At 67.7% G+C, this 18,595-nt stretch carries 9 protein-coding genes; 7 read left to right on the top strand and 2 right to left on the bottom strand.

Annotated features, from left to right (window positions below):
• The first annotated feature begins 103 nt into the window (after positions 1-103).
• Positions 104-3,400, top strand: a complete 3,297-nt coding sequence (locus AC5RWD_RS03890; RefSeq protein WP_494018900.1) for an ATP-dependent helicase — start codon at positions 104-106, stop codon at positions 3,398-3,400.
• On the top strand, positions 3,397-6,846 hold the full coding sequence (locus AC5RWD_RS03885; protein ID WP_494018781.1) for an ATP-dependent helicase: 3,450 nt from the start codon (positions 3,397-3,399) through the stop codon (positions 6,844-6,846). Before AC5RWD_RS03890 ends, AC5RWD_RS03885 begins: the two co-directional genes overlap by 4 nt.
• Before the next feature lie 97 nt (positions 6,847-6,943).
• On the opposite strand, the gene AC5RWD_RS03880 is transcribed toward AC5RWD_RS03885, so the two are convergent.
• A complete protein-coding gene (locus tag AC5RWD_RS03880) occupies positions 6,944-8,302 on the bottom strand; it encodes a macrolide 2'-phosphotransferase (protein WP_494018780.1) in 1,359 nt (452 codons plus the stop codon).
• 164 nt (positions 8,303-8,466) lie between these two features.
• On the opposite strand from AC5RWD_RS03880, the gene nudC reads away from it, so the two are divergent.
• The 3 genes from nudC (at position 8,467) to AC5RWD_RS03865 (ending at position 12,339) form a co-directional block, all read left to right on the top strand.
• The gene (gene nudC / locus AC5RWD_RS03875) at positions 8,467-9,519 is read left to right on the top strand and encodes an NAD(+) diphosphatase (RefSeq protein WP_494018779.1); all 1,053 of its coding nucleotides are present in this window, start codon (positions 8,467-8,469) and stop codon (positions 9,517-9,519) included.
• Between the two features lie 85 nt (positions 9,520-9,604).
• On the top strand, positions 9,605-11,737 hold the full coding sequence (locus AC5RWD_RS03870) for an ATP-dependent DNA helicase UvrD2 (protein ID WP_494018778.1): 2,133 nt from the start codon (positions 9,605-9,607) through the stop codon (positions 11,735-11,737).
• Positions 11,737-12,339 (top strand): M48 metallopeptidase family protein, encoded by a 603-nt coding sequence (locus tag AC5RWD_RS03865; protein ID WP_494018777.1) that lies wholly within the window; start codon positions 11,737-11,739, stop codon positions 12,337-12,339. The genes AC5RWD_RS03870 and AC5RWD_RS03865 overlap by 1 nt, the downstream gene beginning before the upstream one ends.
• Positions 12,340-12,402: 63 nt before the next feature.
• Here AC5RWD_RS03865 and AC5RWD_RS03860 read toward each other — a convergent pair whose 3' ends face one another.
• Positions 12,403-13,884 (bottom strand): zinc-dependent metalloprotease, encoded by a 1,482-nt coding sequence (locus AC5RWD_RS03860; RefSeq protein WP_494018776.1) that lies wholly within the window; start codon positions 13,882-13,884, stop codon positions 12,403-12,405.
• A 221-nt stretch (positions 13,885-14,105) separates the two neighbouring features.
• Between AC5RWD_RS03860 and AC5RWD_RS03855 the strand changes: the two genes are divergently transcribed.
• Both AC5RWD_RS03855 and AC5RWD_RS03850 read left to right on the top strand, forming a co-directional pair.
• Complete coding sequence (locus tag AC5RWD_RS03855) at positions 14,106-15,266, top strand: YlbL family protein (RefSeq protein WP_494018775.1); 1,161 nt, start codon at positions 14,106-14,108, stop codon at positions 15,264-15,266.
• A gap of 129 nt (positions 15,267-15,395) precedes the next feature.
• Positions 15,396-18,386, top strand: coding sequence for a UPF0182 family membrane protein (locus AC5RWD_RS03850; protein ID WP_494018774.1), 2,991 nt, complete (start codon positions 15,396-15,398; stop codon positions 18,384-18,386).
• The last annotated feature ends 209 nt before the right edge of the window (positions 18,387-18,595 follow it).

Below are 18,595 nucleotides of genomic sequence, written 5' to 3'. Positions count from 1 at the left end.
AACACTCGACCAGACCTCCGCCGGCCAGGCGTCCGTACTTACCTCGGAACGCGACTCCGCGGGCGCTTTCTCCGCCGCCCCGTATCCGTCTGCCGGTCTTCGGTTGCTGCCTCCCCGGCAGGTGCACTCCCGTGTTCCGGTCCTCACGGCGGACCAGCTGGCCGCCGTCGAAGTGCCGCCGGGAGCCGGCCCCGTACTGGTCCCCGGAGCGCCCGGCACCGGGAAATCCACCGTGCTCATCGAGGCGGCAATCCGCCGGGTGGAGGCGGAAGGGGTGGACCCCGAACGGATCCTCATCCTCGCCCCCGGACGGCTTGCCGCGGACACCCTCCGGGACCGGTTTACCGCCAGGCTGAACCGGAGCCTGAGTACCACGCCGGCCCGTACCTGGGCCGCCTATGCCTTTGACCTCATCCGCCGCGCCAAGGCGGAGGGGCTCCTTCCGCTGTCGAAGGCCCCGCGGCTCCTGTCGGGCCCCGAGCAGGATCTCATCATCAAGGAACTGCTGGAGGGCCACGACCTGCCGGGCCTCGGGCTGCCCTGGCCGGATGACCTCACGGCAGCCCTGCCCACGCGCGGGTTCCGGCACGAGGTCCGCCAGCTCTTCGACCGCATCACGGAGGCGGGCCGCACCGCCGAGGACCTCGCCGGCCTGGGCCACTCCTGCGGGCGGCCGGACTGGATTGCCGCTGCGGCATTGTATGCCGAGTACCGCGACGTCCTTGACCTGCGCATGCCGGAGGCCTTCGATCCGGCGGGCATCATCACCGCTGCCCGCCAGCTCTTTCAGGATTTCCCGAACTTCCTGGCGGCGGAGCGCGACCGTCTCCAGCTGATCCTGGTGGACGATATCCAGGAGGCCAACCCCGCCGTCTTCGAACTCCTGGCCGATGTGGCCGCCGGCAAGGATGTCTACGTGACGTCCGCACCGGACACGGTGGTGCAGGGGTTCCGCGGAGCGCGGCCGGATCTCGTGGCTGAACTCCCGGGCCTGCTGGGCGGCGAGGAACGGGCAGTCGTGGAGAAGCCGCTGTCCCGTGCCCACCGCCATCAGCCGGCTGTGGCCCAGGCCTGGCAGGGGGTGGCGGACCGGATTTCCCTCCGGTCCGGCGGCCAGCTCGCCCGCCGCCTGGATCCGGTTGATTCCGGTCCTGCGCGTGGTGCCGCGGGCCCCGGTGACGCTGCTTCGGCGGATACAGGCACCGGTGTCTCTGCCCGGCCGGCAGGCGGCACCGTGGAAGCGCACCTACTGCCCTCGGCGGTGCATGAGTTGCGGTACGTCGCCCAAAGGATCCTCGAAGCACACCTCAGGGACGGGCGTCCGCTCGAGGACATCGCCGTCATTGTCCGGAACGGCGGCCAGCTGAGCCAGCTGCAGCGCTACCTCTCCGGCCAGGGAATTCCGGTGCGGATTCCGGTGGCCGAGTCCGCCGTGCGCGATGAGGTGGCCGTCCGTCCGCTGCTCGACGCCTACGCGGTGGCCCTGGATCCCGCGGTCCTCACACCGGAATCCGCGGTGTCCCTGCTGACATCCCGGATCGGCGGTGCAACGTCCCTCGAACTGCGCCGGCTCCGCCAGTCGCTCCGGCGGGAGGAGCTGCTGGGCGGCGGCGGGCGCTCCAGCGATTCCCTGCTCGTGGAGGCGCTCCTTGAGCCCGGCGCGCTCGGCTCTCTGGGTATCGAAGGCCGGTCGGCGCGAAGGGTCGCCCGGATGATTCAGGCCGGGCGGAAGGCCGTTGCCGAACCCGGCGCCAACGCCGAGACAGTGTTGTGGGCCCTCTGGCACTCCACCGGGCTCGCGGCGGCATGGACGTCCGCTGCCCTGGCCGGCGGACTCGTCGGAGCACGGGCGGACCGTGACCTGGACGCCATGATGGCGCTGTTCCACACGGCCGAGCGCTACGTGGACCAGATGCCCGGGTCCGGCCCGGAACAGTTCCTTGAATACCTGCTGAACCAGGAACTGCCCATGGACACCCTGGCGGCGCGGGCCCAGGTTGACGACGCCGTGGAGCTCATGACGCCCGCCAGCGCCGCCGGCCGGGAATGGCCGTTCGTCATCGTCGCCGGCCTGCAGGAAGGCGTCTGGCCCAACACCCGCCTCCGCGGCGAGCTTCTGGGCAGCACACTGTTCGCGGACGCCGTCGAACACGGAGTGGAGTATGCACTCCAGCTCGGTCCGCTGAGCCGGCTCCGGGAGATCCGTTACGACGAACTCCGCAGCTTTTCCACGGCGGTGTCCCGGGCAAAGGACGTGCTGCTGTGCACCGCCGTGTCCTCGGAGGATGAACAGCCCTCCTCCTTCCTTGATTACGTCGCGCCGCTGCTGCCTGGCCAGGAGGGGCGGGGCTACACCCCCGTGGAACGGCCCCTGACGCTGCGCGCGCTCGTGGCCGAGCTCCGCCAGTACGCCCAGCTGGACGGCCGGTCGGCCGCCGAGGCGGACGAGGCCGTGCGTGTCCTGGCCCGCCTTGCCACGGCTGAGCCTTCTGTGCCCGGAGCCCATCCGGACACATGGTGGGGGCTGGCCCCGCTGACGTCCGTGGACCGTGTTGTGCCACCGGGCGGCACCGTCTATGTTTCGCCGTCCAAAGTGGAGTCGGTGCAGAAATCCCCGCTGGACTGGTTCATCCAGGCCGCCGGAGGCGAAGCTGCCACTGACTTCGCCCGCAGCCTCGGAACACTGGTGCACGCCATCGCCCAGGATCTCCCCGACGCCAGCGGAGCTGAATACCTCGCCGAACTTGTCCGGCGTTGGCCGGCCCTGGGCATGAAGGACAACTGGGAAGGCAAGCTGGACTTCCGCAGGGCGGAAGCCATGGTCCGGAAACTGGCGCAGTACATCCTGGTCATGCGCAGCGAGGGCCGGCGCCTTGCAGGGGTCGAACAGGACTTTGAGGTGCTCCTGCCCGAGCCCGCTGCTGTTCCCCGAGAAGATGTTCCCGCCGATGAGGGTCCCCGGTCAGCGGTCCTGCGCGGGCAGGTGGACCGGCTGGAGATCGATGCCGAGGGACGGCTGGTGATCGTTGACCTCAAGACGGGCAAGCGGCAGCCGGGCAAGGCCGAACTGGGCAGGCACCCGCAGCTGGGGGCCTATCAGGCGGCCGTGCTTGCCGGGGGCTTTGACACCGCCGAAGCTGCCGGCGCCAAGCCGCAGCCCGGCGGTGCCGTGCTGGCCCAGCTGGGCACAACCACCAAGACCCCGGGTATCCAGCACCAGGACCCGCTGGACCCGGGGGACAACTGGGCGATGGAAATGGTGAACGACGCCGCCGCGGTGATGTCCGGCCACGAATTCGAGGCACGGCACGATCCCGCCAAAGCCGGTTTCGGCGGCCACGGCTGCCGGCTGCCGGAGGTATGTCCGCTGTGTGCGCGGGGAAAGCAGGTTACCGAATGAGCCGGACGGCAGAGCTGCCCGAGCCCAGGTTCAGTCCCGAAGAACTGTCCGTTCTGTTGGGTGAGAAAAACCTGCCGACGGCGGAACAGTCCGCCATCATCTCCTCGCCGCTTGCGCCCCGGCTGGTGATCGCCGGCGCAGGCTCGGGCAAGACGGCCACCATGGCAGACCGTGTCGTCTGGCTGGTCGCGAACCGCTGGGTCAAGCCGGAGGAGGTCCTCGGCGTCACCTTCACCCGAAAGGCCGCCGGTGAACTGGCCAGCCGCATCCGCGCCAAACTCAGTGCGCTGCAGCGGACGGCCAGCGGTGATGCCGGTGGTGCCGTGGCCGGGGCGCTGCTCAGCGCCGACGCCCTGGAGCCGAAGGTTTCCACCTACCACTCCTTTGCCAGCGGGATCGTCTCCGACTATGGACTGCGGCTGGGGATCGAGCGGGATGTCGTGCTGCTGGGCGGCGCACAGGCCTGGCAGCTGGCCAGTGAGGTGGTTGAGGCGTTCGACGGCGAGTACTCGCATTTCAGGGTGGCCAAGTCCACGCTCGTCAAAGCCGTCATCCAGCTTGCGGGGGAGTGCGCGGAGCACCTCCAGGACCCGGACGGTGTCCAGGGCTGGCTCATGCAGCGGCTCGCCGAATTCGAGGCCCTGCCGTATGTGGACGGGGCCAAGAAGAACCCCAGCCAGGCCGCCGGCGAACTCGGAGCCATGCTCCGGACGCGGGCCAGTGTGGCTGAACTCGTGGGGCGGTACGCGGACGCCAAAAGGGCACGCGGAGCGCTGGACTTCGGTGACCTCGTGGCGCTCGCAGCACGCGTGGCCCGCGAGGTGCCCCTGGCCGCCGAGATGGAGCGGCAGCGCTACAAGGTGGTGCTGCTGGACGAGTTCCAGGACACTTCACACGCCCAGCTGGTGCTTTTCTCCAGGCTCTTCGGGGACGGCCACGCCGTCACCGCCGTCGGTGATCCGAACCAGTCCATTTACGGCTTCCGCGGGGCGTCCGCCGGACAGCTGTTCCACTTTGTCAATGAGTTTCCGGTCTGCGGGGACGGCCAGGCAGGGACGGTGTCCCGGCGTCCCGCGCCCGTTTCGTACCTGACCACTGCCTGGCGGAACGGCCGCAACATTCTGGCCGCGGCCAACCTCATCTCGGCACCGCTCAGCGCCGCCGCGGCCCAGGCCGGCCCCGCGGGCCAGCGGTCCTCCGGTGCGGCCGTGGAGGTGCCTGCGCTCCAGCCGAGCCCGGCCGCAGTGCAGGGCCGCGTGGTGCTGGGCCGTTTTGCCACCGATGAAGATGAAGCAGCGGCGATCGCCAGGGATCTGCTGAGGTTCCGGGCCACGGACTTCGACGGCTCCTCCCCGGAACCGCGCGTCCAGCCTGCCATGGCCGTCCTGTGCCGCAGGCGCGCGCAAATGGAATGCCTCCGCAAGGAGTTCGAGGCCACGGGGATCCCGTACGAGATCGTCGGCCTGGGTGGGCTGCTGGACACCCCCGAAATCGTGGACCTTGTCTCCACGCTGCGGGTCCTGGCAGATCCGGGCCGGTCGGATTCGCTGATGCGGCTCCTGGCCGGTGCACGGTGGAGGATCGGCCCCGCCGACCTCATGGCGTTCCGGGACTGGTCCGCGTTTCTGGCCAGACGCCGCGGCATGGCCGAAAGCGGCCGGGGACCGGGCGTGAACGATCAGTCGGGTGACGAGGATCCGGAGGCTGCCGACGTCGTCATTGAGGGCGACATCACCGACGCCGCAAGCCTCGTCGAAGCCCTGGACTGGCTGCCCAACGAAGGGTGGACGTCCACGCACGGACGAAGCCTGACCCCTGCCGCCCGCGAACGGCTGCAGCGCCTGGGCACGGAACTGCGGCAGCTCCGGGCGCTGATGGGCGAGGACCTCACCACCCTGCTGGGCGAGGTGGAGCGGGCCATGCTGCTGGACATCGAGGTTGCCGCGAGGCCCGGATTCAGCATCCACCAGGCGCGGCGGAACCTGGACGCGTTCCAGGACGCGGCTGCCGGATTCCTGCAGACATCGCACCGGGTGGACGTGCTGGCCTTCCTTTCATGGCTCGAGGCCGCAGCATCGGAGGAGGGCGGCCTGGATGTGCCGCCCCCGGACGTCAACCACGAGGCCGTGCAGCTCCTGACGGTGCACGCCTCGAAGGGTCTCGAATGGGACGTCGTGTTCGTGCCGGGGCTGAACTCGGGCGCGTTCCCCAGCAGCCGTGACTCCAGGTGGAGCAGCGGTTCCGCGGCCCTGCCCTGGCCCCTCCGGGGTGACCGTGCCGATCTTCCGCAGTGGGATCTGGACCAGCCGGACCAAAAGGGGTGGCTGGACGCCGAGAAGGTGTTCAAGGGAGAAGTCCAGGCCCACGGTGAGGCTGAGGAACGGAGACTGGCCTACGTTGCCTACACCCGGGCAAAGCACGTGCTCTGGGTTTCCAGCGGAGCGTGGGTCGGCGGACGCGGCGGCATGGCGGAGATGTCGCCGTTCCTGGCTGAGCTGGCGCCGCTGGCAGAACAGAAAACAGCGGAAATCCACCCTGGCTCCGTCGCTGAGGAATCGCTGCCCCAGGAGAGTCCCCTGACCCGGGAGCTGGAGGTGGCGGCCTGGCCATATGATCCGCTGGAGGGTCCGGTGGACCCCCGCAGCGGCAACCGGATTCGGCTTGTGCCAGGGCGCAGGGCGGCCATGGACCGTGCCGCCGAACGGCTGCTCACCGAGATCGCTGCTGTCGAAACTGGTGCGCCGGGGATCCCCGAGGGCCAGGCGCTACGCCCCCAGGCGGCGAACTGGGCGCGCGAGGCCACCCTCCTTCTGGAACGCCGCGCCAGGCGGGCCCGTAGCCGCGACGTGCATCTGCCCGGACATATCTCAGCGTCCACTCTCGTGGACCTGGGGGAGGACGCCGAGGCCGTGGTCCAGCGGCTCAGGAGGCCGGTCCCGCGGGAGCCGGGCATGTCCGCGCGCAAGGGCACCGCTTTCCATGCCTGGGTGGAGGAGTACTTCGGAACGGCAGGAATGCTGGATCTTGGCGAAGCGCCCGGCTCCGACAACCATATTGACGAGGCCTACGGTCTCGACGACATGGTCGCTACCTTCAAGGACTCACGCTGGGCCCACCGGTCGCCCGCGTACGTGGAGGTCCCCGTGGAGACCCGCGTCGGTGATGTGGTTGTCCGCGGCCGCATCGACGCAGTGTTCCGGGATGCCGACGGCGGTTGGGACCTCGTGGACTGGAAGACCGGCCGCCGGCCGTCGGCAGGGCAACTGAAGACCAAGAGCGTCCAGTTGGCCGTGTACCGGCTGGCCTGGGCCCGGCTTAAGGGGGTTCCCCTGGAGGAGGTCCGGGCCGCCTTCTTCTACGTCGCGGACAACCACGTTGTACGCCCGCACGACCTCGCCTCGGGCGACGAACTGGAAGGGATCGTGGCCGCCGCCCTCGCCGGTTAGGGAGACTGTCCCGTTACGGAGACTGTCAGGTCAGGAAGACTATCGGGTTGGGCGGGAGATGGTGGCGAGGAAGGCCGGCCGGTTGGATCCGGCGGAGTCAGGTCGCCTTGGCGTCGACTACCGTCAGGGCAACGGTGGAGGTGTCGGCGCCTGAGGGCTTCGCGGCCGGGGTATCTTCCTGTGCCTCTGCCCGGTCCTGTGCCCCGTGCTCTGCGCCGTCCTGTGTCCCGTCCGCTTCGGCGTCGTCGCGTGCGCCGGCATTCTCCGCCGCGTCATCGTCCACCGCCCCCGGCGAGGAATCCTGCCCCGTCGGCTGGTCTGCATCCGCACCGGAGTCCATACCGTCCGCCGGGATGGGCGTCACCTCGACCGGGAGGGGCTGCACGTCGACCGGAATCGGCGTGACATGCACAGCCGGCATGGCCTCGGAAACGTCGGTGCCTGCCGGCGCGTCGATAAGACCGGGTGAGGCCGGTGCCTGGCCGGTTGGCGGGAAGTCGGGCTGGGCCGGCGGCAGGGGTTCAACGCTGATGGGCTGGCCGCCGTATTCGGCGATGTCATCGGCCAGCGTGGAAAGCATGCCCTCGGCCTCGGCGATCATTTCTGCGTCGCCCGCGGCGATTCCCTTGACGAGGTACTGGGCCAGGGCAAATTCGGCCGAGAGTGCGGCGCGGCGCAGCAGGTGGCTGTCCGGGGCGTCGCGGCGCTTCGCGGTGTAGTGCTTGACCACGGCGTCGACGAATTCGTGCTCATTGGATGCCACGAGCCAGGCGAGGTCGTCGGCGGGGTCGCCGATGCGCAGGTCGGTCCAGCCGGTGACGGCCGTGACGCGGTGGTCCTCGACCAGCAGGTTGTCCTCGTGCAGGTCACCGTGCACCACACAGGGATAGAACCGCCACAGCGAGACATCTTCCATGGCGTGCTCCCAGCGCCGGAGCAGGAGGGCCGGAATCTTACCCGTGGTGGCGGCCTGGTCCAGCTCGTTGAGCCTGCGCTGGCGAAACTCGTTTGGCGTGTAGCTGGGCAGGTCGGCGTTGCTCACCAGCGCGCGGGGCAGGTCGTGAATGGCCGCCAGGGCCGTCCCGATCTCCTGCGCCAGCTCCTGCGGACCCGCCGTCAGCTCTTCGACGGTTCGCGTGGCGCCATGCAGGTGGGAGTAGACGAAGGTGGTCAGGTTCTGTTGCCGCACGGTCCCCGCCACGGTGGGCATGAGGAACGGCAGTTCGGCCCGGATGGCGGGCGCGAAGGCGCGCAGCACCAGGAACTCGGTCTCCAGCCTGGTGCTTGCTTCCGCATGCCGGGGTGAGCGGACACGCCAGCGCTTGCCTTCGGCATCAAGAAGGAGGGCCGAATCAAAGTCTGCCGGGTCATCCGGGGCAGAGCTCACAGCAGTCGGGCTCAGTCCGGGGACTGCCGCGGTGGCCACAGCTGCCAGTTCGATTGGTTCTCTTCTCACGGTTCCACGGTAGATTGAGCGGCGTCCAAGACAATGATGTGTCGCGGCGAGTCTCCAGATCCGCCCAAATAAGGGATCGCCGGGGACGTCAAGACGCACTGTCCGGGCCTGCCGGATGCACTGCCGAAATGTAAATTGTCACTGCGAGTCAGTACGGTGGATACATGAGTCATGCGGAGGCCGCTGTGCCGGTCGGTCAAGCGGCGGGCACCGTCCCGGAACATCTGTTGCCGGCAGGCCAACTGCCGGCCAACCATCTCTTCGACACCGTGCTGCCGGTTCGGCCCGCAATGGTCAACAGGGGGTCGGTTGAACGGATGAGGCCCGGCCTCATTCCTGACCTGCTGGCAGCGGGAACCGCCAAAGCCATGCTCCTGTCCGGCCGGCATGCGCTGGTCCACGGGGACGCGCTCGTCCTGGCAGAGGCCGGACCGTTGCTGGACCGGCTCGAGAAGTCTGCGTCCGGCCCGGCCCACATCATCTATCTCGGCGCGGCTCTCGGTTCCGGGGACCTTCCCGCAGGAACCGGCGTCCTGCTTTTCATCCTGCCGGAACCGGTGGATCCCGGTCCGGCCGGCTTGCCCGCCGGGGCCACCTGGGAAGGCTTCCGCGACGTCGCCGCGCAACTGGATGCGACGCACACCGCACTGTTCGTTGAAGCCAGTGCCATCGCCAACTGGCACGCCACCCACACCCACTGTCCGCGGTGCGGCACCGTAACAAACGTGGAGGCAAGCGGATGGGTGCGGCGGTGCCCGGCTGACAACTCCGAACACTACCCGCGCACGGACCCGGCCATTATCGTCACGGTGGTCGGCCCGGACGGCCGAGTCCTGCTCGGCGGCGGCGGTCCGCTGGACGCAAAGAACTACTCCACGCTGGCAGGTTTCGTCGAGCCCGGGGAATCCCTCGAACAGGCCGTGGTCCGGGAAATCCAGGAAGAGGTGGGCGTGCGGGTCAAGGCGTGCCAGTACCTGGGCTCCCAGTCGTGGCCGTTCCCGGCGTCCCTCATGCTTGGCTTTACAGCCGTCACCGACGACACCGAAGCAAAGCCCGACGGCGTCGAAGTCACCAGGGCGCGCTGGTTCAGCCGGGAAGAAGTGCAGGAAGCCGTGCTCAGCGGGGAAATCGTGATTTCCACCAGGCTCTCCATCGCCAGGTCCCTCATCGAGCACTGGTACGGCGGCGTGATCCAGGACCGTCCGGCCGACGACTAACCGGCTCGCCGGCCGGCAACACACCCACCGTCCACGCCTTCATGGCGGAGCAGCCCATCCATCCCCGTACAGCAAGCAGCAAGAAGTGACGACAGAAAATCCTGATGGCAACGCCTCCCTCGAGGACCGCATCCTTGGCGGCCTCGACGCGGAGCAGCGGGAAGTGGCAACCACCCTGACCGGGCCGCTCTGCGTGCTCGCCGGAGCCGGCACCGGCAAGACCCGGGCCATCACCCACCGGATCGCCTACGGCGTGCACTCAGGGGTCTACAGCCCGCAGCGGCTGCTGGCAGTGACGTTCACGGCGCGCGCGGCAGCGGAAATGCGCAGCCGGCTCCGCGATCTCGGGGTCGGGAATGTCCAGGCCAGGACGTTCCACGCGGCCGCACTGCGGCAGCTGCAGTTTTTCTGGCCGCAGGCGGTGGGCGGGACGCTGCCCAACCTCTTGGACCACAAGGCGCAGATGATCGCCGAGGCCGCCCGCCGGCTTCGGCTGAGCACGGACCGCGCCTCCATCCGCGACCTGGCGTCCGAAATCGAGTGGGCCAAGGTGTCCATGCTCACGCCCGCCAACTACCTGGAAAACGCACAGGACAGGGGCGCGCCTGGGGGCTTTGACCTCACGGCCGTGGCCCGGGTGTTCCAGGCCTACGAGGACGTCAAGACCGACCGCAACGTCATCGACTTCGAGGACGTCCTCCTGATTACCGTGGGCATCCTGCAGGAAGACCCCAAGGTGGCGGCGACGGTACGGGAACAGTACCGGCACTTCGTGGTGGACGAATACCAGGACGTGTCCCCGCTGCAGCAGCGCCTCCTGGAACTCTGGCTAGGCGGCCGCAATGAACTGTGCGTCGTGGGTGACGCCAGCCAGACCATCTACTCGTTCACGGGAGCATCCCCGAAGCACCTGCTCGGCTTCAAGGCCCAGTACCCGGACGCGAACGTGGTCAAGCTGGTCCGGGACTACCGGTCCACTCCGCAGGTGGTCAAGCTGGCCAACGACCTGCTCGCCTCGCGCCGGAGCGGCGGACCCGCGGCCGACGCCGCATGGGCCGCGCCGCTGAAGCTGGTGGCCCAGCGGAACCCGGGACCGCAGCCGCAATTCACCGAATGCACCGACGACGAAGCCGAGGCGGCAACGGTCGCGGGCAAGATTCGCACCCTCCTCGACGACGGCGTGCCGGCGAGCGAAATCGCTGTCCTGTTCCGCACCAACGGCCAGTCGGAGGCCTACGAACAGGCGCTGGCGTCGGCCGGGATCGGCTACCAGCTGCGCGGCGGCGAGCGGTTCTTTGCCCGGAAGGAAGTCCGCGACGCGATCCTGCAGCTCCGGGCAGCCACCCGTGCCGCGGCCGAGTCCGACCCCCAGCCCCTCGGCCAGCTGGTGCGCGACATCGTCGCCTCGCTTGGTTACACGGACACCGCCCCGCACAGCGGCGGTGCGCTGCGGGAACGCTGGGAGTCCCTGGCCGCGCTGGTCGCTCTGGCAGACGAGCTGGCGCAGAACCGGGGGACGCAGTTCGGCCTTGCTGATTTCGTCAACGAGCTTCAGGAGCGCTCCGTCGCCCAGCATGCCCCGACCGTCCAGGGGGTCACGCTGGCGTCCCTGCACGCGGCGAAGGGCCTTGAATGGGATGCGGTGTTCCTCGTGGGGATGAGCGAAGGGCTGATGCCCATCTCCTTCGCGGATTCTCCCGCCGCGGTGGATGAAGAACGCCGGCTGCTGTACGTCGGCATCACCCGCGCCCGCGAGCACCTGTCCCTTTCCTGGTCCACCGCCCGGACTCCCGGCGGGCGCGCCAACCGGAAGCCGTCGCGCTTCCTTGACGGGCTGCGCCCGGACTCGGTGGCCAGCTCGGCCACCCGGGGGAGAGGAGTTGCACCGCGCCGCAAGGCTGCAGCCCCCGCTTCCTGCCGCGTCTGCGGCAGCATGCTGGCCAGCGGAGCCGAGCGGAAGGTGGGACGCTGCAGCCAGTGCCCGCCCAGCTATGAAGAGCAGACGTTCAACGCACTTCGTGAGTGGCGCAAGGAGGTCGCGCATTCCGCCGACGTCCCGGCCTTCGTGGTTTTCACCGATGCAACCCTCACCGCCATCGCCGAGGCCCGGCCGTCCTCACTTGAGGAACTGGCCGGCCTCGCGGGCGTTGGCCCGTCCAAACTGGAGCGGTACGGCGAGGCGGTCCTCGCGGTGCTGACGGAAAGCAGCACGTTCTAATGGCCGGAAAACTTGAGACCCGCACGCCTTTGACCACCCACGACGGCGCGCCCGTGGAGGTCCGCCGTTCCGCGCGGCGTCGCCGCACGGTGGCGGCCTTCTGGGAGAACGGCACCGCTGTCATCGCAATCCCCGCCCACTTCAGCAGGGCGCAGGAAGCGGACTGGGTTCACCGGATGCTGGAGAAGCTCCGCACCCAGGGGGAGAAGCGTTCCAGCGGTGCGGGGCGGCGGCCTTCCTCGGACGCGGCGCTGGCCGCGCACGCTGCACAGCTCTCGGCCCGGTACCTTGGCGGCAGGTCCGCCCCGACGTCGGTCCGGTGGGTCAGCAACCAGAACTCCCGCTGGGGTTCAGCCACCCCCTCGGACGGGTCCATCCGGCTTTCAGACAAGCTCCGGCCCATGCCGCAGTGGGTCATCGACTATGTGCTCCTGCATGAACTCGCACACCTGCTGGTGGCAGGTCATAATGCGGCGTTCTGGAAACTGCTGGAGGCGTATCCCGAAACGGAACGTGCCAAGGCCTTTCTGGAGGGCGTGTCGTTTGCCACGTCGCGCGGCCTCGCGGCCGGCGAAACAGGACAAGCGGAACCGGCCCTCTAACGACCGCTGGTTGAGCTTAACGACCGCTGGTTGAGCTTACCGAAGCTCAACCAGCGGGTACGCCTAGCTTTTCGGAGTGCCGCCCTCGTCGCCGTCGGGCTTTTCGCCCTCGCCGGTGCCGACGTCGGGCTTGCCGCTGTCGGGCCTGCCGCCTTCGCCCTTCCCGCCGTCGGTCTGTTCGCCGTCGGTGTCGGCGGGGCTGTCAAAGCCGCCGTTCAGGAGCTTCTGGAGGGCGTCGTCCACTTCGCTGTCACTGGCCTCGGCCAGCTTGCGGCGTTCGCTGAATCCCTTGGGATCGTCAAGATCCTTGGCAGTGGGAAGCAGGTCGGGATGCTTCCAGATGGCGTCGCGGCCGTCGATACCGCGCTCGGCCTTGAGCGACGCCCACAAAGTGGCGGCTTCGCGGAGGCGGCGAGGCCGCAGCTCCAGTCCGACGAGGGAAGCGAACGCATGTTCCGCAGGACCGCCGGTGGCCCGGCGGCGGCGGACCGTTTCGCGAAGCGCCGCAGCAGAGGGAAGCACCTTTTCCGTGGCGGCAGCGGTGAGCTCGTCCACCCACCCCTCAACCAGGGCCAGCGCAGTTTCCAGCTTCTGCAGGGCCTGGTCCTGTTCCGGCGTGCGCTGCGGCATGAAGACGCCCTGCGAGAGGGCCTCCTGGATTCCCTCCGGGTTGCTGGGGTCAAGGTCCCGGGCCAGCTCCTCGATCCGCGACGTGTCGATGTGAATGCCGCGGGCGTAGGCCTCAATGGCGCCGAGCAGGTGCCCGCGCAGCCACGGAACCTGCACGAACAGGCGGGCATGGGCCGCCTCGCGGACGGCGAGGAAGAGCCGGATGTCGTTTTCGGGAAGGCTGAGCCCCTCGCCGAACTTCGCCACGTTGCCGGGAAGCAGCGCCATTTCCAGATCGGCCAGCGGAACGCCGATGTCCGTGGAACTGACCACGTCGGTGGAGAGAGCTCCGATGGCCTGGCCCAGTTGCATGCCGAAGATGGCGCCGCCCACGTTCTGCAGCATGGACGAGGCGCCGCCCATCATCGACTTCATCTCCTCCGGCATCTGCTCCGTCATGGCGGTGGAGAGGGCGTTGGCCACGCTGTTGGCCACAGGCTCCGTCAGCCGCTTCCAGGTGCCGAGTGTCTCCTCCACCCATTCGGCGCGGGACCACGCCTTGCCGATGAGGCCGGTCGCGGGCAGGTCCGTGACCTGGTCCAGCCACAGTTCGGCAAGCCGCAGCGCCTCATCAACTTCGCGTGACTGCGCGGACGTGACAGAGGGGTCCGCGCTTCCGGCGGCCACACGGCGGGCGTTGTCATGGGCAAGCTTCCAGTTGACGGGGCCCTCCGAGGGCGCGCTCATCATGGCCTGCACCTGGGAGAACATCTGCGCGAGCAGGTTCGGATCGTTGGGCAGTCCGGCGGCTTTGGCCAGTTCTGCGGGGTCAATGTCACCCAGGCCCTTGCCGCCCATGAGGTTCTGCAGCATCTCCGCCAGCGGATCCTTTGGATTGTCGTCGCCGTTGGACGGATTGAGTGGATTGGAGGTCATGATCCCGCCGATCGTCGGTGTGACTATTAATCAACTTCACGCTACCCCTGTGCGGGAGCGGCTGTCTGCCGAAAGCAGTTACGTTCGCTGTAGGCAAAGAGCTAACGGCAGGCCGGGACGCGTAGTGTTAGAAGCCGGAACGTATGTAGGCTGCGCCCGGCCGTCCGCCGGGCTGCGGCCGCGGTGCAGCGCTGAATGACGCGGTGCGGAGAGGTCCTTCAGTGACGATTACCAAGGGCGGCCAGCCCGCAGAGGAGTCCCCGGCGCCTGCCGCCGGTGGCGGGAATCCCGATGGAACCGGGGAAGCCCGCCGGTCCCGGCGTGCCCGGGGCAGGGATCCACGCATCTCCGCGATGACGCTGTCCGGGCTTCTTGCGCTCGGGCTGGGCGTGACGGCCGCCGTCCTGCCGGTCCCGTATGTGGTGGAATCGCCCGGGCCCACGTTCAACACGCTGGGCACGGAAAATTCGAAGCCCGTGATCAGCGTTTCCGGCCGCGACACGTTCCCGGCCAAGGGGAACCTCGATCTCACCACCGTCTATGTCGACGGCGGCCCCAACGGTCCCGTGAGCGTCTTTGAGGCGTTCTCGGCGTGGCTTGACGGTTCCAGGGCGGTGTACCCCGAGGAACTGATCTTCCCGACCGGCGTCACCAAGGAGGAATCGCAGCAGGAGAGCGCCGTGGCCATGGCCACGTCGCAGGAGAACGCCGTGGCGGCGGCCCTGAAGGGGCTCGATATTCCATACGGGCAGAAGCTCGAAGTGGCTGACCTGTCCGAGGGGTCGGCCGCGCAGGGAAAGTTGCAAAAGGGTGACGTGTTCACCTCCATCAACGCCAAACCTGTCACGTCACTGGAGGTGATCCAGGAAGAACTGGCCGCCGGAAAGGGCAAGCCCGCCGTCGTCGTCGTAAGCCGGGACGGCAAGCAGGTGACCCAAACGGTGACGCCGGTGAAAAACCCGTCCGGACGGTACATCCTTGGCGTCCTGCTGCAGTACCGCTTCACCTTCCCGTTCGACGTGAAGATCTCGCTGGACAAGGTGGGCGGCCCCAGCGCCGGGATGATGTTCGCCCTGGGAATCATGGACACCCTGACGCCCGGGGATCTCACCGGCGGAAAACACATCGCCGGGACCGGCACCATCAGCCCCGACGGCATCGTGGGCCCGATCGGCGGCATCGCGGTGAAAATGCACGGTGCCCGGGCCGACGGCGCCTCCATGTTCCTGGCTCCTGCTGCGAACTGCGCCGAGGTTGTGGGGCACATTCCGGACGGCCTGCAGGTGGTCAAGGTGGAGAACCTGGACGAAGCAAAGTCCGCCGTGAAGCTGGCCGCCAAGGGTGCCGACACATCGGGACTTCCGGGCTGCACCAACAACTAGACTAAATCGAGGAACTAAGGCTCCGGCCCGCTCGTGGCACTAATTGACAGCCGGTGCCGGCGCTATGCAGGCCCATTCCTGAAAACTTAAAATTAAGACCAGCAACTGACACAGCTATGAGGTACGAGTTTGTCCCGTCCTGCCAGCCCCACCCCGCCCGGAAAACTCCAGACAAGGCGCGGTGCGTTGACGCCCACGCTCATCGTTGTTGCGCTGGTTGTTGTCGGGTTCATCTTCTTCGCCAACGTATGGACGGACGTCCTGTGGTACCAGCAGCTTGGCTACTTCGAGGTGTTCCTGACTGAGAACCTGGCGAGGATCGGCATTTTCGCCGCCGGTTTCCTCATCATGTTCGCGGCAGTGTTTTACGCGATCCGCATCGCCTACCACGCCCGCCCGGTATACGCGCCGGACTCCGAGATCCGGGACAACCTCAACCGCTACCAGGCGCAGCTGGAACCAGTACGCCGGGTGGTCATGATCGGGCTGCCAGTGCTGTTCGGTCTCTTCGCCGGCAGCGCCGCCTCCAGCCAGTGGCAGAAGGTCATGCTGTTCTTCAACCAGGAGTCCTTCGGCCAGAAGGATCCGGAGTTCGGGCTGGACATCGGCTTTTACCTGATGACACTGCCGTTCCTGGGCTTCGTCACCGGGTTCCTGATCAGCGTGGCAATCGTGGCCGGCATCGCGGGCATACTCACGCACTACCTCTATGGCAGCATCAGGATCATGGAACGCGGCATCTTCACCAGCCGTGCCGCGCAGATCCACCTCGCCGTCACCGGCGCCTCATTCCTGATCCTGCTGGGCATCAACTTCTGGCTGGACCGGTACTCCGCACTGCAGAACAGCGGCGGACGCTGGGCGGGCGCCCTGTACACCGACGTCAACGCCGTCATTCCCACGAAGGCGATCCTGGCCGTGGCAGCGGCCCTCGTCGCCATCCTGTTCATCGTCGCAGCCATCATCGGCAAATGGCGGCTTCCGGTCATCGGCACGGCGATGCTGGTCATCACCTCCATCCTGGCCGGCGGCGTCTACCCGTGGGTCATCCAGCAGTTCCAGGTCCGCCCGTCCGAGCAGACCCTGGAACGGAAGTACATCGAGCGCAACATCGGCATGACGCGGGCAGCCTACGGCCTGGACCAGGTGAAGGTGGAGCGGTACAACGCCACCACCACCACGACCGCCGGCGCTCTTGCCCCGGACGCGCAAACCACTGCCAACATCCGGCTCCTGGATCCGAACCTGATCTCGGACGCGTTCTCGCAGCTTGAACAGTTCCGCCCGTACTACCAGTTCCCCAAGGCGCTCAACGTCGACCGGTACATGGTGGACGGCAAGATGCAGGACACCGTCATCGCGGTGCGCGAGCTGAACCCGGACGGGCTCAGCGCGGACCAGCAGTCCTGGCTGAACCGGCACATTGTGTACACCCACGGCTATGGTGTGGTGGCCGCGAAGGGCAACAAGTTCACGGCCGACGGAAAGCCGGAGTTCCTGCAGTCCGGCATCCCGTCCACCGGCGTCCTCGGCAACGACCAGACCTACGAGCCCCGCATCTACTTCGGCGAAGACTCCCCGGACTACTCGATCGTGGGTGCCCCGGAAGGCGCATCGCCCCGCGAACAGGACCGTCCGGCTTCCAGGGAAGGCGGCGAGACACAGTACACGTTCACCGGCAACGGCGGCCCGAACGTTGGCAGCTTCTTCAACAAGGTCCTGTACTCGATCAAGTTCCAGTCCTCGGACCTGCTTCTGTCCGACGGCGTGAACGAGGCCTCCCAGATCCTGTACGAACGCAACCCGCGGGAACGCGTACAGAAGGTGGCGCCGTACCTGACGGTCGACGGCAACGCCTACCCCGCCGTGGTTGACGGCCGCGTCAAGTGGATCGTGGACGGTTACACCACGAGCCAGTACTACCCGTACTCGCAGCAGGAGCAGCTCTCCGACGCCACCACCGACTCGCAGACCACTGCCGGACGCAACGTGGCGCTGCCCAACAGCTCCGTCAACTACATCCGCAACTCGGTCAAGGCCACTGTGGACGCCTACGACGGTTCCGTCACGCTGTACGCCTGGGATGACCAGGATCCCCTCCTGAAGGCCTGGCAGAAGGTGTTCCCTTCCACCCTGAAGCCCTACTCGGAGATGTCCGCAGCAGTCATGAGCCACGTCCGCTACCCGGAGGACCTGTTCAAGGTCCAGCGTGAGCTGCTGGGCCGCTACCACGTGACGGACCCCGTGAGCTTCTACAAGAATGACGACGCCTGGAGCGTTCCGAACGATCCCACGGTGTCCCAGGAGGTCAAGCAGCCGCCGTTCTACATGTCGCTGCAGATGCCGGACCAGAAGGCCCCTGCGTTCCAGCTGACCTCCTCCTACATTCCGCAGGTGGTCAACAACAACGCCCGCAACGTCCTTTACGGCTTCCTCGCCGCCGATTCCGACGCCGGTTCGAAGAAGGGCGTGAAGGCGGACAGCTACGGCCAGTTGCGGCTGCTGCAAGTTCCGCCGGAAGCCCAGGTGCCCGGCCCCGGCCAGGCGCAAAACAAATTCAACTCGGACCCCACGGTCTCCCAGGCCCTGAACCTGCTGCGGCAGGGTGCCTCGGATGTGCTCAACGGCAACCTGCTGACGCTTCCCGCCGGCCGCGGAATGCTCTATATCCAGCCGGTATACCTGCGGTCCACGGGCGAGACGTCCTACCCGACGCTGCAGCGCGTGCTTGTGGCGTTCGGTGACAAGATCGGCTTCGCGCCCACATTGGATGCGGCGCTGAACCAGTTGTTCGGCGGTGATTCCGGAGCCCAGGCCGGAGACGCGAATAACGGCAAGGCTCCGACGTCGCCGGGCGGCAGCGGGACCACTCCGCCGCCAACGGGCGCGGCAGATGCCAGGGCGACACTGAAGGCGGCCCTGGACGAGGCCAATGCGGCCATCAAGGCGGGCCAGGAAGCGCTGGCGAAGGGCGACTTCGCGGCGTACGGCCAGCAGCAGAAGAAACTGTCGGATGCGCTGAAGAAGGCGATTGATGCAGAGGCGAGGATTGCCGGCACGGGAACGGCCAGCACCCCGACGTCGCCGTCCGCGACGCCAACGCCTTCACCCAGCAGCTGACTGATCCGCAGCTGATCGAGTCAAAGGCCGGCCCTCCCCGCACTGAACTGCTCCCCGAAAGTTGGACTGCGAAATCAGTCCTTACTTTCGGGGAGCAGTTTTATGCAGGGAAGCAGTCCGTTAACGGAGGAACAGCGCGAGGCCGCGGTAGCGTTTCACAGTTGATACTGGTGAGGCCAAACCCCATCCCTGGTCGGGAATCGAGTACT

The organism is Arthrobacter sp. CMU6, from assembly GCF_059090205.1.
The sequence above is the reverse complement of the archived record's forward strand: the minus strand, read 5'-3'. Positions and strand labels throughout refer to the sequence as shown.